The organism is Catalinimonas alkaloidigena, from assembly GCF_029504655.1.
In the GTDB taxonomy this organism is placed as follows: Bacteria; Bacteroidota; Bacteroidia; order Cytophagales; family Cyclobacteriaceae; genus Catalinimonas; species Catalinimonas alkaloidigena.
Window position 1 is genome coordinate 6,211,476 of record NZ_JAQFIL010000001.1, and the last position, 15,811, is coordinate 6,227,286.

The 15,811-nt window shown below is 44.5% G+C and carries 9 protein-coding genes; all 9 read left to right on the plus strand.

The window, feature by feature from the left end; translation table 11 throughout:
• Positions 1-70: 70 nt before the first annotated feature.
• The 9 genes from OKW21_RS25135 to OKW21_RS25175 all read left to right on the plus strand — a co-directional run bounded on the left by OKW21_RS25135 (position 71) and on the right by OKW21_RS25175 (position 15,785).
• Positions 71-1,303, plus strand: a complete 1,233-nt coding sequence (locus tag OKW21_RS25135) for an aminotransferase class V-fold PLP-dependent enzyme (RefSeq protein WP_277484972.1) — start codon at positions 71-73, stop codon at positions 1,301-1,303.
• 65 nt (positions 1,304-1,368) lie between these two features.
• Positions 1,369-1,836, plus strand: a complete 468-nt coding sequence (locus tag OKW21_RS25140) for a RidA family protein (RefSeq protein ID WP_277484975.1) — start codon at positions 1,369-1,371, stop codon at positions 1,834-1,836.
• A 90-nt stretch (positions 1,837-1,926) separates the two neighbouring features.
• The gene (locus OKW21_RS25145; RefSeq protein WP_277484977.1) at positions 1,927-3,153 is read left to right on the plus strand and encodes a DegT/DnrJ/EryC1/StrS family aminotransferase; all 1,227 of its coding nucleotides are present in this window, start codon (positions 1,927-1,929) and stop codon (positions 3,151-3,153) included.
• Between the two features lie 118 nt (positions 3,154-3,271).
• Entirely contained in the window at positions 3,272-4,513 is a 1,242-nt protein-coding gene (locus tag OKW21_RS25150) for an amidohydrolase/deacetylase family metallohydrolase (RefSeq protein ID WP_277484979.1), read from the plus strand.
• 28 nt (positions 4,514-4,541) lie between these two features.
• A complete protein-coding gene (locus OKW21_RS25155) occupies positions 4,542-5,966 on the plus strand; it encodes a PQQ-dependent sugar dehydrogenase (protein ID WP_277484982.1) in 1,425 nt (474 codons plus the stop codon).
• Positions 5,967-6,648: 682 nt separating this feature from the next.
• Positions 6,649-9,735: a SusC/RagA family TonB-linked outer membrane protein gene (locus tag OKW21_RS25160; protein ID WP_277484984.1), complete on the plus strand. Its 3,087-nt coding sequence runs from the start codon at positions 6,649-6,651 to the stop codon at positions 9,733-9,735.
• Between the two features lie 20 nt (positions 9,736-9,755).
• On the plus strand, positions 9,756-11,351 hold the full coding sequence (locus tag OKW21_RS25165) for a SusD/RagB family nutrient-binding outer membrane lipoprotein (protein WP_277484986.1): 1,596 nt from the start codon (positions 9,756-9,758) through the stop codon (positions 11,349-11,351).
• Positions 11,352-11,418: 67 nt separating this feature from the next.
• On the plus strand, positions 11,419-14,799 hold the full coding sequence (locus tag OKW21_RS25170; protein ID WP_277484988.1) for a VCBS repeat-containing protein: 3,381 nt from the start codon (positions 11,419-11,421) through the stop codon (positions 14,797-14,799).
• A 173-nt stretch (positions 14,800-14,972) separates the two neighbouring features.
• Positions 14,973-15,785, plus strand: coding sequence for an enoyl-ACP reductase FabI (locus tag OKW21_RS25175; RefSeq protein ID WP_277484990.1), 813 nt, complete (start codon positions 14,973-14,975; stop codon positions 15,783-15,785).
• Positions 15,786-15,811 lie beyond the last annotated feature (26 nt).

The following is a 15,811-nucleotide window of genomic DNA, read 5'->3' on the forward strand; positions in this document are numbered from 1 at the left end:
AATCCTACAGAAACTTGCAGAATAATATAAAATTGAGAAAATTAATCTACACTACCCATAAAATTGAATCATGATTAATAGAAGAAATCTTCTCAAACGCTTAGCCAGCCTACCCTTGCTAGGTAGCATAGTGGGCAGTGGTATCCCTATCCAATCTGCTTCCGCTACACCAGCAGCAGTATCAGTAAAACAAGATTTATTCAAAGAACTGGGCATAAGGCCTTTGATCAATGCCCGCGGCACTATGACCTTTTTATCAGGTTCTCTCATGGAACCGGAAGCCTTAGCCGCGATCAATGCTACTGCGCATGACTTTGCCAATATGCATGAGGTGGAAGACAAAGTAGGAGAAAAAATTGCAGAGATGCTGGAAGTAGAAGCCGCTATGGTAACTTCAGGCGCTGCCTGCGCCCTCACCATCGGCACGGCAGCAGCCATTACCGGCATGGATATGGAGAAGATCAGACAAATTCCTAATCTGCCCGGCCCTCAGCCAGAAGTAATCATCCAGAAAAAACACCGTTATGTGTTTGATCAGGCAGTACGCAGCGCAGGAGTAAAGCTGATAGAAGTAGAGAGTGCTGAGGAAATGGAAAAAGCCATCAACGAACGTACCGTAATGTCTCTTTTCTTTAATGCTGCGGTCTCCTGGTATGGTATTGAAGATAGCATTAGCCACGAAGAATTTGTGGCCATTTCCAAGCGCAACAATATTCCATCTTTTATTGATGCGGCTGCCGATGTACCTCCGCTTGAAAACCTCTTCAAATATCAGAAAATGGGCTTTGATATGGTCACTTTCTCAGGAGGAAAGATGATCCGAGGTCCGCAAAGCGCCGGCCTTCTGTATGGACGTAAAGATCTAATTGAAGCAGCCAAGTTGAATTTCTCACCCCATGAGAGTCCTATTGGCAGGTCTATGAAGGTCAACAAAGAGGAAATTTTTGGAATGTATGCAGCCCTGAAGCATTATCTGGAAAAAGACCATGAAAAAGAGTGGGAAGAATGGATGGGCCGGGTAAAAGATATTGCGAAAAAAGTAGAAAGCGTGTCAGGAGTAATAGGTGAGACACATATTCCTAAGGGCCGTGCCAATGTATTTCCCGGCTTGCGTGTGAAGTGGGATCAGAACAAAATAAAAATAAAGCCGGATGAAGTAGTGGAAGCGCTTAGAGCGGGAGAGCCCAGAATTGAGACCTCTGCCGGAGACGATGGACTGCAAATCGCAGTGGTAACACTTCAGCCAGCGCATGTTCCGATTGTAGCAAGACGCATTAAAGAGGTACTGGAAACAGCAGTATAAGTTGATGGGGATTCAATAGTCTTAAATAATTTTTTTAATATAACCAATGCTAAAAATTTAATGATATGAAATCACAACGTAGATCTATTTTAAAGAAAATGATGGCATCACTGGCCGGAGTAGCAGGCTTGGGTGTAGCTGCACAGGCAAAGAGCGAAACAACTCCTTCCACGAAAGAGACTTTCAGCCCTCACACAGAACCCGGCCAGGAAGTACCGCTATTTTCAGGATCTGTCAAGCATGGAGGATTTGTATTCGTAGCCGGTAAGGGTGCTCACTTTGAGGGAGATATCAAAGCGCATACTGATCACGTCCTCAATGAGTTGGAAAAAGAGCTTAAAAAAGCAGGTTCTTCAATGGATAAGGTGGTAAAAGTAAATGTATACCTGGCTGACCTGAATGACTATACCGCTATGAACGAGGTCTATCGCGGACGCTTTGGAAACAATCCTCCTGTTCGTACTACAGTAGCTACTTACGGGGGCGTACCCGGAGATTCACTGGTAGAAATTGACTGCATCGCCTCTGTGTAAATGGATTTTAGGATTTGGGAGGAGGAATTTAGAAACATTCAAACCCCCTACTCCCAAAATCCCAATTCCCAAAACCTAACAATTACCCTTATGCTAGACCGAAGACAATTGATCAAACGCCTCTCTGCCCTACCCTTGGTGGGCGGCATTATAGGAGGAAGCGCCCCTTTCACTTCCGTAATGGCATCAACAGCCGCTCCTCTCTACCGCGACTATTTTGCCGAACTGGGAGTACGCACTTTCATCAACGCAGCAGGCACTTATACGGCCATGACCGGCTCGCTGCTACGCGAAGAGATGAAGGATGCCTATAACTATGCTTCCCAGCACTATGTAATGCTGGATGAGCTACAGGATAAAGTGGGCGAAAGAATCGCACAAATGCTAAAATGTGAAGCTGCTACGGTCACTTCCGGGGCTTTTTCTGCCATGACCTTTGGCATGGCAGGTGTGCTCACTGGCATGGATCCTAAGAAAGCAGCACAAATTCCTCACCTGGAAGGCACCGGCATGAAGACAGAAGTTATCATTCAGAAAGCACATAACATTGGCTATGCCCATGCTGTGCGTAACTGTGGGGTGAAAGTCGTAGAAGTAGAAACCAAAGAAGAGCTGGAAAAAGCCATCAATAAAAACACTGCCATGATGCTCTACATCAACACCTTTGAGCCCAATGGAGAGATCAGTGTAGAAGAATGGCTGGAAGTAGCCAAGAAACATGATATTCCTGCTATGAACGACTGCGCCGCTGATGTACCCCCTGTAGAAAACCTATGGAAATATACCCAAATGGGCTACGACCTGGTTTGTTTCTCTGGGGGTAAAGGCTTGCGAGGGCCACAGAGTGCAGGCTTACTTCTTGGTAAAAAAGACCTGATTGCCGCTGCCAGACTTAGTGCTCCTCCCAGGGGGGACACTGTTGGTAGAGGGATGAAGATCAACAAAGAAGAGATACTGGGCATGTGGGCCGCACTGGAAGCTTTTCTTAATAGTGACCGGGACCAAGAGTGGAAGCTATGGGAAGATCAGGTGGCCCATATCGCTGATGCCGCAAAGTCTGTGAAAGGGGTCACCACTGATATACATGTTCCTCCGATTGCTAATCATGTACCTACCCTAGGGGTCTCCTGGAATACTAAAAAAGTAAAGATCTCCGGCGATGAGCTCAAAGAAGTGTTGCGCAGCGGTCATCCTTCAATAGAAGTCGCCGGTGGTGGTAAGGATTCTATCAGCATAACCACCTGGATGATGCGTCCCGGGCAGGAAAGGATTGTAGCCACTCGTCTTCAGCAGGCACTCTCCGAGGCAAGTACTTAGTCTTTTCGTAGACCGGAGGCAGGAGCCTGGCTAGCGTATATGTCCGCTACCTGGCACCCGCTTCCGGTCTTTGTCGCCTGTTTTCCCTTTTATTAACCTTTTCTATATACTCTACACCATGCGAATCAAATTACCTATATTTCTTTTGTTCTTCTGCCTGCTGGCCACCCATATCCAGGCACAAAACTATAGCCTTCTCCTCAAAGGAGGGCATGTAATAGACCCTAAAAATAATATTGACGAAGTAATGGACATTGCTGTCAGCGGAGACAGTATTGCCCGGGTAGCGAAAAATATTTCCGAGGCTGAGGCAGAAAAAGTAGTTGACGCCAGTGGCTTATATGTTACCCCCGGCCTCATTGACATCCACTCCCATAATTTTCACGGTACTGAGCCGGATGCTTACCTCAGCAATAGCTTTACTGCACTTCCTCCTGATGGTTTTACCTTCCGGGTAGGCATAACTACCATTGTAGATGTGGGGGGAGCTGGCTGGAAAAACTTCAATACTTTTAAGGAACAAACCATAGACCAGTCCAAAACAAGGGTGCTTTCTTTCCTCAATATTGTAGGCTCTGGCATGAAAGGAGGGCCTTATGAGCAGAATCTAAACGATATGGATGGTAAGATGACCGGCATGATGGCGCAGCGCTACCCTGAGATTGTAGGGGTAAAAGTAGCCCATTACGCAGGTCCGGAATGGAAGCCGGTAGAGCAGGCAGTAATCGCCGGTGAGATGGCCAACGTACCGGTGATGATTGACTTTGGCGGGCATATCCCGCCCCTTTCGCTTGAGACCCTATTTATGGAGAAGCTACGCCCCGGTGATATCTTTACGCACACTTTCGCACATGTGCCGGGCAGAATACCTGTAGTAGATGAAAGAGGGCATGTAAGACCCTACGTATATGAGGCCCAGGAGCGAGGAATCATTTTTGATGTAGGGCATGGTGGAGGAAGCTTCCTTTTCCGTCAGGCAATTCCCGCCCTGAAAGAGGGCTTTCGTCCTAACACAATCAGCACTGACCTGCATACCGGCAGTATGAATGCGGGGATGAAAGATCAACTCAATATCATGTCCAAGTTTCTGAACATGGAGATGTCGCTGGCAGAAGTAATAACAGCTTCTACCTGGAAACCTGCTCAGGTGATCCACCGCGAAGAGCTGGGCCACCTGAGTGAAGGAGCGATAGCCGATATCGCAGTATTCAGCCTGCAGGAAGGAGAGTTTGGCTTTATTGACTCGGGAGGGTACAGAATGGATGGCACACAAAAGCTACAATGCGAACTCACCATCCGTGCAGGTGATGTAGTTTATGACCTCAATGGAATTTCCCGTCCCTACTGGATTGTAGAGTAAAAAGACCATCGTATCATATATCTTTCAAATGAATAGCCAATTACCGTGGGTGCTGTTATTCTGCTTTGCGCTAATTACAGCTTGTAAACAGTCAGAATCTACCGCCAAAGTACAGGGAAATTCTATTGACGGGAGAGATGTTAAGGCGCTGGCAGAAGGCGTAAGTGTGAAACCTTTTATGGCGATAGAAAGAGGAGGCATCCGCCTCTGCCTTGACCCTGTTACCGGAGACTTTTTTTATAATACCATGAAAGGGGATATCCACAGGATATACAGGAGTCAGGACTCTCTCTATGATGAGAAAGTGTACTCAGTGGAGGATCATGGTGTAGAGTCACTGCAGGGCATGCATTTTCAGGATAGTAATATCTTTTTGGTAGGCAATAAATATTATAACGGTAATACTGCTACCAAAGGCATCGTGATGCGGGGGGAACTGAGCCATGAAGGAAAATATCTTTGGGATACGCTGGCGATTACAGAGCTTTATGGCAAGCCCAAGACTTTGTACAGCCATGAGTTTAATGGCATCGCAATCAGCCCGGATGGTGAATACATGTATGTAAACAGCGGGGCGCGTACCGATCACGGTGAAGTGCAGGATAATGGGGACCTCTACCCCGGTCTGAGAGAGTCTTTCCTGACCGCCTGCATTTTCCGGTTGCCAGTTGATGGCAAAGATATAGTCCTCAAAGATGACTCTACTTTTCTGGCAGAAAAAGGGTACCTCTTTGCCGATGGTGTGAGAAATGCCTATGACCTGGACTTCTCGCCGGCAGGACATTTGTTCGCAGTATCCAACTCATCTGATTATGACCATCCGGAAGATATGTTCTGGCTCAGGGAAGGGCATCATTATGGTTTTCCCTGGAGAATGGGCAATACTGACAATCCTCAGCAATATGCAGACTGGGAACCTGAGCTAGACAAAGACCCTTTTATCAATCCCGCGGCATATGCTTATAATAACAACTATTTCAAGGTTGACCCTGAGTTTCCAAAAAAGCCTGCGGCATTAGAGATCACCCCCCCGGTATTGAATTATGGCCCTGATGCTAACTTTTACCGTGATGTAAAGACTGGTGAAGTCATGGATGGTGACGATACCGGAGAAGCGGTGGGTACCTTTACCGGTCACCGTTCTCCTTTAGGATTATTCTTTGATCAGGACAGTCTGCTGGCAGCGCCGTTTAAAGGGAATGGTTTTGTATTAAGCTATTCATTTGGCGCACAGTCAAGCCTGATGAGAAGGCTTTCTCTTTTGGGAGGAGATCTCATTCGCATGGAAATGGAATATAAGCCTGAGCTAGATAATTACATCGTATACTGCTACAGGGTTGTAGATGGTTTGAGAGGACCTACTGATGCGCTGATGATTGACAACCATGTATACATTATAGAAACTGGAGGAAGAATATGGGAGGTCACATTACCTATAGATACGGCTACCTGAGCAATAATGCGCCGCAGCAAATTAAAGCCATTCAATGCTAGTACAGCCTGTTTTTTTTCTTATATTTAACGTAATGCGTAGCCTTGTGGAAATACAATCGCCGATTGGTATTCACTTAATTTCCGAGATTTGCACTTAGCAATCAAATATTTTGATGCATCCTATTGACAGTAGTCAGGTTAATAATACGATTTCATTTGTTTGACCGGCTAATATGTGAAGTGTATAGCAGGTAGGCTTACAGGCAATTATAAGAATATATCTACTGGTGATGAAGCGGCTACAGCGAGTGCAACTTACAGGCATATTGTTAGTCTGGAAAATTCGTAGCTAAGGGTCAATATTTACTCCGGAATTTAGAAAATCAGGAGTATTTTATTGGGTAATTTATGGTAACGTAACCGATATGTTTATTTCAATTTTATCATCACTTTCGCCATAAAAAAATTGAAGTTTTTCAATTTATCGCGCCTTTTTCACAGAAGTTGGAAAAATTAATAATAATGATTCTTCGCATTATAATCTTATGCAAGATATTCTGATATTTATCCATACAAATCTCTTTTTATCTACAAATTCTCAAAACAAAATTTTATGAACCATTCCTAAATTAACCCAAATTCACAAAACTGATTGAACACTAAAAGTCAGTACACTTTCACATGATTAACTAAATTTTACTATGAAAAAATCCTTACTTTTTTTTATTTGTTTTTTACTGCTGCTATCAGTGCTTGAAGTCCAGGCACAAACGCGCACAGTAAGAGGTAAAGTCATTTCAGGTGATGAACAAGAAGCCCTGCCTGGAGTGAACGTACTTGTACAGGGAACTACCACCGGAACCGTTACCGACATTGAAGGTAACTACGCTATTTCTGTATCAGGAGATAATCCGGTATTGGTTTTTACCTCGGTAGGCTTTGAATCCGTTTCCGAAGAGGTCAATGGTAGGTCTACCATAGATGTGGTACTCATGCCTGACCTTCAGCAATTAGGCGAGATCGTGGTGACCGCGCTGGGTATAGCAAAAGAAAAGCGTACTCTGACCTATAGTACGCAGGAAGTATCCAGCCAGGGAATTGAAGAAACAAGACCCTTGAATGTTACCGAAGCCCTAAGTGGTAAAGTAGCGGGTATTGCCATCACAACCACTGGCGCTGGCGTAGGAGCCCCTACCAAAGTAGTGTTGCGTGGTAACCGTTCATTACAAAGCAATGGTAGCCAACCCCTTTATGTGGTGGATGGTATTCCCGTAGGTGGTAGTATTGCTGATATTTCCCCTGACAACATCGCCAGTATATCAGTACTGAAAGGTGGTAATGCCGCAGCACTTTACGGAAGCCGTGCAAACAATGGCGCTATTATCGTCACGACCAAATCCGGTGAAAATGCTCCTGATGGAGTTACGGCCAATCTTGGGTTTAACTATCAGGTCAATAGCCCTATATTACTGACCAAGTACCAGAATGAATACGCTCAGGGCTCAGCAGGCATATATTCTCCCATGGCTTATACTTCCTGGGGCCCCAGAATGACTGGCCAGGTTGTAGATCACTGGTCCAATGACCCTGACTACCTGGCTTCTGTAGGAGGTACTTATGCGCTTCAGGGACAACCGGATAATGTCAGGGATTTCTTTCAGACAGGACATACGATTGCTGCCAGTGTAGGGGTAAATATCAAGAATGAGAATTCTAATACGCATGTCAACTACACTTACTCTGATGGTAAAGGTATTATTCCGCAGAACAATCTGCAGAGACATTATCTGAGCCTGAGAAACAATACCAAGCTGCACGAAAAGCTGACTCTTGACACCAAAGTTACTTATATCCGTAGTAATTACTCCGATATTTTGTTTAGTGGAGAGGGTTTTGACAACCCTATGCGATATGCCTACATTCTCCCCAGAAATATACGTACGCAGGATCTGGAACACTATCAGTTCATTAATGAGGCTGGACAGTTAAGACAACATTTCTATGTGCCACGGTCCAATGAAGCAGGAAACCCTTACTGGACAGTCAACAATGTAAAGCGCCCTCAGATCAATGAAAGAGTACTGGGCCTGGTTTCTTTGAAATATCAAATTACCGATGACTTATCTTTACTGGGTAGATCGGGTATAGACCGCAGCAGTACCTATGAGGAGACCTTTCGCTATGTAGATACATACATTGTTGCGGATGGAGGAGATTATTCCAAGACCTTTAGCTATGGTCTGGAGTGGAACTCAGATGTACTACTAAGCTTTCAAAAAGATCTGACAGAGAACATTTCCTTAGGCCTTAACGCTGGTGCTAACCTGAGAGTAGCTAAAGCTGAGAGTGTAGGAGGCTCCGGTGCCAACTTCAGTGTGGAAAACCTATTCGCGCTGGGTAACACCTTAAATCCCCGTCCTAATGAATCTTATGCGGAAAGAGAGCAGCAGTCGGTCTATGCTTTTGGAGAAATTGGTTTTTATAATGCCATTTTCCTTAGTGGATCTTTCAGAAATGACTGGAGCTCTACCCTACCCGAAGCAAACCGATCTTATAGCTACCCTTCCGTAGGACTAACCGCTGTAATAAGTGATCTGGTAGACCTTCCTTCTGCTGTAAGCTTCCTGAAATTAAGAGGATCATGGGCTGAAGTAGGAAACGATACCGATCCTTATCGCCTCTCCAGACAGGCTAATGTAAGAGCCGGTACTATTTCACTAAGTCCTACTTTACCTCTGGCTGATTTGAAGCCGGAGAGAACAACCACCTGGGAAGCAGGCTTTGATGCCCGATTCCTGGACGATAACCTCAGATTTGACTTCACTTATTATAAGTCTAACACCTTTGACCAGTTATTTGCTACTAACGTACCGGTAGCATCAGGAGTAAGCAGTGTGTTTCTCAATGGTGCTGACATCCAAAACCAGGGTGTGGAAATTGTATTAGGAATCACTCCGGTAACTACGCCTAACTTCTCATGGGACCTGAATGCTAACTTCGCCAAAAACATCAGCGAAGTAGTTGAAATTTCTGATGATGTTGATGTTTTGATTCAGGGCAGCGGTTTCTTGAATGAATACCGGATTGAAGCGGGCGAACCTTTTGGAAATCAGTATTCACGTGGATTTGCAAGAGATGATGATGGGAATGTGCTGATTGACTCACAGGGTTTACCGGTTGTTACTGCTGGCAAAACTGTACCGGTGGCTAATTTTAACCCCGATTTTCTATTGGGACTTAACAATACTTTCAAATACAAAAACTTCTCTTTGAGGGCTTTGGTTGATATGCGCCAGGGTGGACAGGTAACTGTATTCACTGAAGCTATCATGGCAGGTAGTGGGTTACTTGACTATACTTCCCAGGGAAGAGATGGAACTTTGGTATTCGGTGAAAATATCTTTGCAGGAGAAACTGCTGTTTTGACAGATGAAACAGGAGCACCTACTGAAACGCCAAATAACATTCAAATGAGTGCCGAAGACTTGTGGAACAGATTAGGTGGTAGAAATACACCGGTAGGTGAGGCCTTCATCAGAGATGCTTCTAACATCCGCCTGAGAGAGCTTTCATTTAGCTATAACGTACCGGAGAGCACGCTTTCCAGCCTTCCTTTCCGTAGTGCAAGCTTATCCGTGGTGGGAAGAAATCTGTTTTTCTTCAGTAACAAGACGGAATATTTTGATCCGGAAGCCGTTCAGTCTGTATCAAATAATGCGGAAGGACTCAACTCTTTTGCTCCCCCCACTACCAGGAGCTTTGGTGTATCATTAAAACTTGGTTTTTAATAGCAAAAAATATGATGAAGATGAATCGTAGTATATTATATATAGCAGCCTTGTCCATCCTGTTTTTGGTCAATAGCTGTACCGATGATTTTACGGAAATGAATACTGATCCTAAAAATCTTACGGTAGATAACCTTACTCAAAGTGAGTACGGAGCAGTAGTAAAAGCAGCCATGTATACGCCTGCTTTCTTAGGTGATCCTGCGAGGGGCGCATTCCAGCTTACGCAGTCACTATTTTCGGATATTTATGGAGGCTACTTCGCCACTACTGCCCCCAATTTTAACTCTGATAAATTTATCCTGGTAGGTGGCTGGCTCAATGGTGCATTTAATTATTTCTATGCCAATGCCGCTCCTCAGATCAAATACGCGGAGGATTTTGCCGCAGAAAATGGTTTTGAACTGGAAAATGCCATGATGAAGGTATGGCGGGTGTGGGCTTACCATAGAATGACTGACTATTGGGGGCCTATACCTTACTCTGAGTTTGGAAACAGAGAGAGGTCAGTGCCCTATGATGCACAGGACGAAATCTATGCTGACTTCTTTGCTACTTTGGATGAGGCAATTCCAGTACTACAAAGTAATGCTGGGGGTACTTCTTTCTTAGGCATCAATGACTTGGTCTACGGAGGGAATGTAGATCAATGGCTTAGATTTGCTAATACATTACGTCTTCGTCTGGCCATGCGGGTAAAGTATGTTGATCCTTCATTGAGTCAAACTGAAGCTGAAAAAGCAGTATCAGTTGGTGAGTTCATTGAGGACAATGAGGACAATGCTATCATAGAGACAGATGCTGATTTCAGAAACCCTTACAATACCATTACCCAATGGGGAGAGTTTCGTATGAGCGCCGATATGGAAAGCATCCTCAAAGGGTATGAAGATCCCCGCGTACAGTACTATGTTGCTCCTGCCGCAGAGCCGGACCCTACTGACGACCCTGCCAGCATATCATTCCCCTACGAAGGGATGAGAAACGGGCAGTCTCAGGTGGCCAAACAGGGCACTAACTTCAATGCGATAGCATCTGATATGGCTCCGGAATATACAGAAGCCGGAGCAGCTGGTCCAAACTATGTAGTGATGAATGCTGCTGAGTCTTATTTCCTAAGAGCTGAGGGTGCATTAGAAGGGTGGAACATGGGAGGAGGAACTGCTCAGAGTTTTTATGAGGATGGTATTGTTACATCTCATGAAGAATATGGACTGGATGGAAATAACCTGGCTGGAAATCCTTATGTAAGTAGCTCCAATACACCTGACTCTTACAATGGAACCGACCCTGCGCCTTCAGAAGTACCCGTTGCATATAATGCCGGAGGCAGTGTAGAAGAGCAGCTGGAGCAGATCATTACCCAGAAGTGGATTTCTCTTTATCCCAATTCTCAGGAGGCCTGGGCAGAGAAGAGAAGAACGGGTTACCCCACCTTCTATGATCGCCTGAATACTGACGATCCGGCTATTCCGGTAACTACAGTGCCTAGAAGAGTACCTTTTGTAGATGGCGAATTCACTACCAATGCTGAAGCTGTTAATGCTGCAGTAGATAATTTACTTGGCGGTCCTGATAACGGAACTACCAAACTCTGGTGGGATGCTAAGCCTTAATTTATATTGACTTTCTCTTAAAAAGTGCCAGCGTCCCTGGCACTTTTTTTTATCTTTATCCTTAGCTATGAAGAAACTAATAACCTGTTTGCTGATTGGAATTTCAGGCTTTTGCTTACTGACTGCCTGCAATGATACTGAAGAAGCACGAACATTATTTACCAGAATGCCTGCTGACGATACGGGTATCCGCTTCAGAAATGTTCTGCGGGAAACGGAGGAGTTCAATGTCATGAAGTACGGTTATTTCTATAATGGAGGAGGCGTAGCAGTAGGAGATATTAACAATGACAGCCTTCCCGACATCTACCTCAGTGGAAACCTGGTGGCCAGCAAGCTTTATCTGAATAAAGGGAACTGGGAATTTGAAGACATTACTGAAGAAGCTGGAGTGGCTGCTGCCGGGCTATGGAATACCGGCGTAAGTATGGCTGACGTTAATGGAGATGGCTGGCTTGACATCTATGTATGCCGCTCCGCCGCAGCTGATCCAGGCAAGCGAAAAAACCTGCTTTTTATCAATAGTGGTGCTCAGGAAGAAGGAAAGATAGCCTTCAGCGAGATGGGAGAAAAGTATGGGCTGGCTGATCAGGGGTATACCACACAAACTTCTTTCTTTGATTATGACCGGGATGGTGACCTTGATGCCTTTGTGCTTAACCATTCTACACAGGAATATGCCGGTTTCAGTAATGTATCAGCACAGTATAAAAAAAGAAAAAACAACTTTTTAGCCGATAAGCTTTACCGCAATGATATGGCTGAGGGTAATGCCAAGCATCCTGTTTTTACAGATGTCAGTGAAGAGGCTGGCATTATTCAGAATGTACTGGGCTTTGGGTTGGGTGTAAGCATTACCGATGTCAATCAGGATGGATGGTTTGATATCTATGTAAGCAATGACTATAACGAAGAGGATTACCTCTATATCAATCAGCAGGATGGCGCATTTGTAGAGTCTTTAAGAGATTACATGAACCACGTTTCGCTATTTTCCATGGGAAGCGACGCTGCAGACCTGAATAATGATGCCCTACCAGACATCGTAACCTTAGACATGCTTCCCGAAGGCAATGAAAGACTGAAAATGTCTCTGGGACCAGAGAATTACGATAAATACCAGCAGTTGATCAATAGCGGCTTTCATTATCAGAGCATGCGCAATATGCTTCAATTGAACAACGGCAACAATTCATTCAGCGAAGTAGGGCAGCTGACAGGGATCTCTAGTACCGATTGGAGTTGGGCAGCGCTCATCGCGGATTATGACCTGGATGGCTGGAAGGATTTATTCATCAGCAATGGTTATGCCCGCAACTACCTGGACATGGACTTCATGAACTATGTAGTCAATGAGCAGGTAAAAAGTCAGCGGGAAAATCTGGATGTAGAGATTATGGGGTTGGTAGAAAATATGCCTTCTATAAATGCTCAAAACTACATTTACCAAAACCAGGGGGGACTCAACTTCAAGAATCAGGCTACTGCCTGGGGACTGGATGAGCAAACACAATCCAATGGAGCTGTATACGCTGATCTGGATAATGATGGTGACCTGGACCTGATCATCAATAATGTCAATGAAGATGTATTTGTCTACAGAAACAATAACGAAAGCCTTCTGAATCATCGCTATCTCAAAGTCTACCTGAAAGGACAGGATAAAAATCCATTTGGAATCGGAAGTAAAGTTTATGCCTATTCTGATGGAAAATCACAATACCAGGAAATGATTCCGGTAAGAGGTTTTCAGTCCTCAGTAAGCTATGAGTTGATTTTCGGGCTAGGAGAAAAAAGTATGCTGGACAGTCTAAAAATTATTTGGCCTGATGGTAAGCAGCAAATTTTACACGAAATAAAAGCCGATCAATTTCTTCAACTTGAGTACTCACAAGCAAAAAGTGCTCAGGGAAATCAGAGCTTGGCAAATCAACCCACATTATTCCAGGCAAAGAGCAACAAGCTCAACATTGATTTCGTGCATCAGGAAAATGCTTTTTTTGATTTTAAACGGGACAAAATGCTTCCTTACGGGATTTCTAACCTGGGGCCAAAAATTGCCAAAGGCGATATAGATGGAGATGGACGTGAAGATCTCTACCTGGGGGGAGCCAAAGGCCAGGCAGGGCAGCTTTATCGCCAAGTGGGCGATGGCACTTTTACCCGGATTGCAAGCGCTGCACTGGAAGAAGACGCGCAATCTGAAGATACCGATGCCCTGTTTTTTGATGCTGATCAGGATGGTGATCTGGATCTATACGTGCTTAGTGGGGGGAGTGACTTCGCAGAACAGGATGCAGCATTGCAGGACCGTTTGTACTTCAACGATGGTCGCGGAAACTTCATTCATAAAGCTCATACCCTACCAGAAATGTTGAGCAGTGGTGGTAGCATAGCCGTAGCTGACCTGGATAATGATGGTGACCTGGATTTGTTTGTAGGCGGAAGATTAATTCCGGGACGATATCCTCTCGCACCACAGAGCTACCTGCTTGAAAATGATGGCTCAGGAAAATTCACTGATATCACTGATACTATTGGTCCTGCACTGGCAAAGGCTGGTATGATCACTGCTACCCACTTTGAAGACTTGAATGAAGATGGGTTTAAAGACCTGATCGTAGTAGGCGAATGGATGCCTATATGTGTGTTTTATAATGAAGGAGGAAAATCTTTTCAAGCTGCAAAACTTCCTGCTCTTGCTCAGACTTCAGGATGGTGGAACACACTTTATCCTGGTGATTTTGACCAAGACGGAGACACTGACTTTATCGCAGGAAATTTCGGTAAAAATAACCTTTACCATGTCAAAGCAGGACAACCCGCTCGCCTTGTTTACAAAGATTTTGACAACAACGGCTCCATTGATCCTATCTTTACCCATTACTTACAGGGAGAAGAAGTGTTTGCCTATAGCAAAGATGAATTACTAGGACAGCTTATTTCTTTGAAGAAAAAGTTTTATGACTACAAGACTTTCTCCCAAACCTCTCCGGGAGAATATTTTACTCAGGAACAGCTCAGTGGTGCAGATACCTTGTACGCACATATACTGGAATCCGTCTATCTACAGAATGAGGGAGGAAGTTTCAATGTGATACCTCTACCTACAGAAGCGCAGTTTTCCCCCATTTATGCTATCACTTCATTAGCCATCAATGAAGATAAATTTCCTGATTTGATTTTGGGGGGGAATCAATCTCTTAGCCGGGTAAGTACTGGTAGATACGACGCCAACTATGGCATAGTGCTTTCAAATCAGGAGGGGAAGACATTTGAAAGTATACCACCTGCCAAGACAGGGATCAAAGTAAAAGGGGATGTACGAAGCATTGTCAGAATATCAATTGATGACCACTGGCACCTATTATTTGCAAGAAACCAGGACAGTCTGAAGGTATTTCAGAAAGAAGAAGCTGAGACAAAAGGGTTACAAGTTTTAAAATAGGCAGCGAGGCCGGAAATAGTGTCAAAATATTCATGCAGAATTGAATGGCTGGTTTTACACCTATGCGCGACCAAAAGTAGACTCAGCATAGGGCTTAAGCAAATTCGTAAATTGTTCTTACCTTTGCCCGAAGCAAACAATCACAAAATTAATTTTTATAACAATCAATCGATATGGCTTATAACTTATTAGCTGGAAAAAGGGGCATTATCTTCGGTGCTCTTGACGAAAACTCAATTGCCTGGAAAGTGGCATTAAAGGCACATGAAGAAGGGGCTACGTTTACTTTGACCAATGCTCCTATCGCTTTGCGTATGGGTAAAATCAATGAACTGGCTGAGCAGTGCGAAGCCAAAGTGATTCCTGCCGATGCCACGGTAGTAGAAGACCTTGAAAAACTATACGAAGAGTCCGTAGATACGCTGGGCGGCAATTTAGATTTTGTTCTACACTCAATAGGCATGAGTCCCAACGTGCGTAAAGGACGTGATTATGGTGACCTCAACTATGACTGGTTTCAGAAAACGCTGGATATCTCAGCGATATCATTCCATAAAGTGATGCAAACTGCTGAGAAAATGGAGATTATGAATGAATGGGGCTCTATACTTGCGTTGACCTACATTGCTTCCCAACGTACTTTTCCTGACTATAGTGATATGGCACAGGCGAAAGCAATGCTGGAATCTATCGCTCGTAGTTATGGCTATCGCTTTGCAAAATCAAAAAAGGTGAGAGTAAACACTATTTCTCAGTCACCCACAAAAACCACTGCCGGTACTGGAATCACAGGCTTTGATGTGTTTTTTGATTATGCCAATAAGATGTCTCCTCTGGGCAATGCGAGTGCTGAAGACTGTGCAAATTATATCATAGCGATGTTCTCGGATCTTACCCGTATGATCACCATGCAAAACCTGATGCACGATGGGGGCTTCTCCTCTTCAGGCATCACGGAAGAGCTGATTACTGACCTTACCAAATAATGATAAATGACTGATGAATAATGATG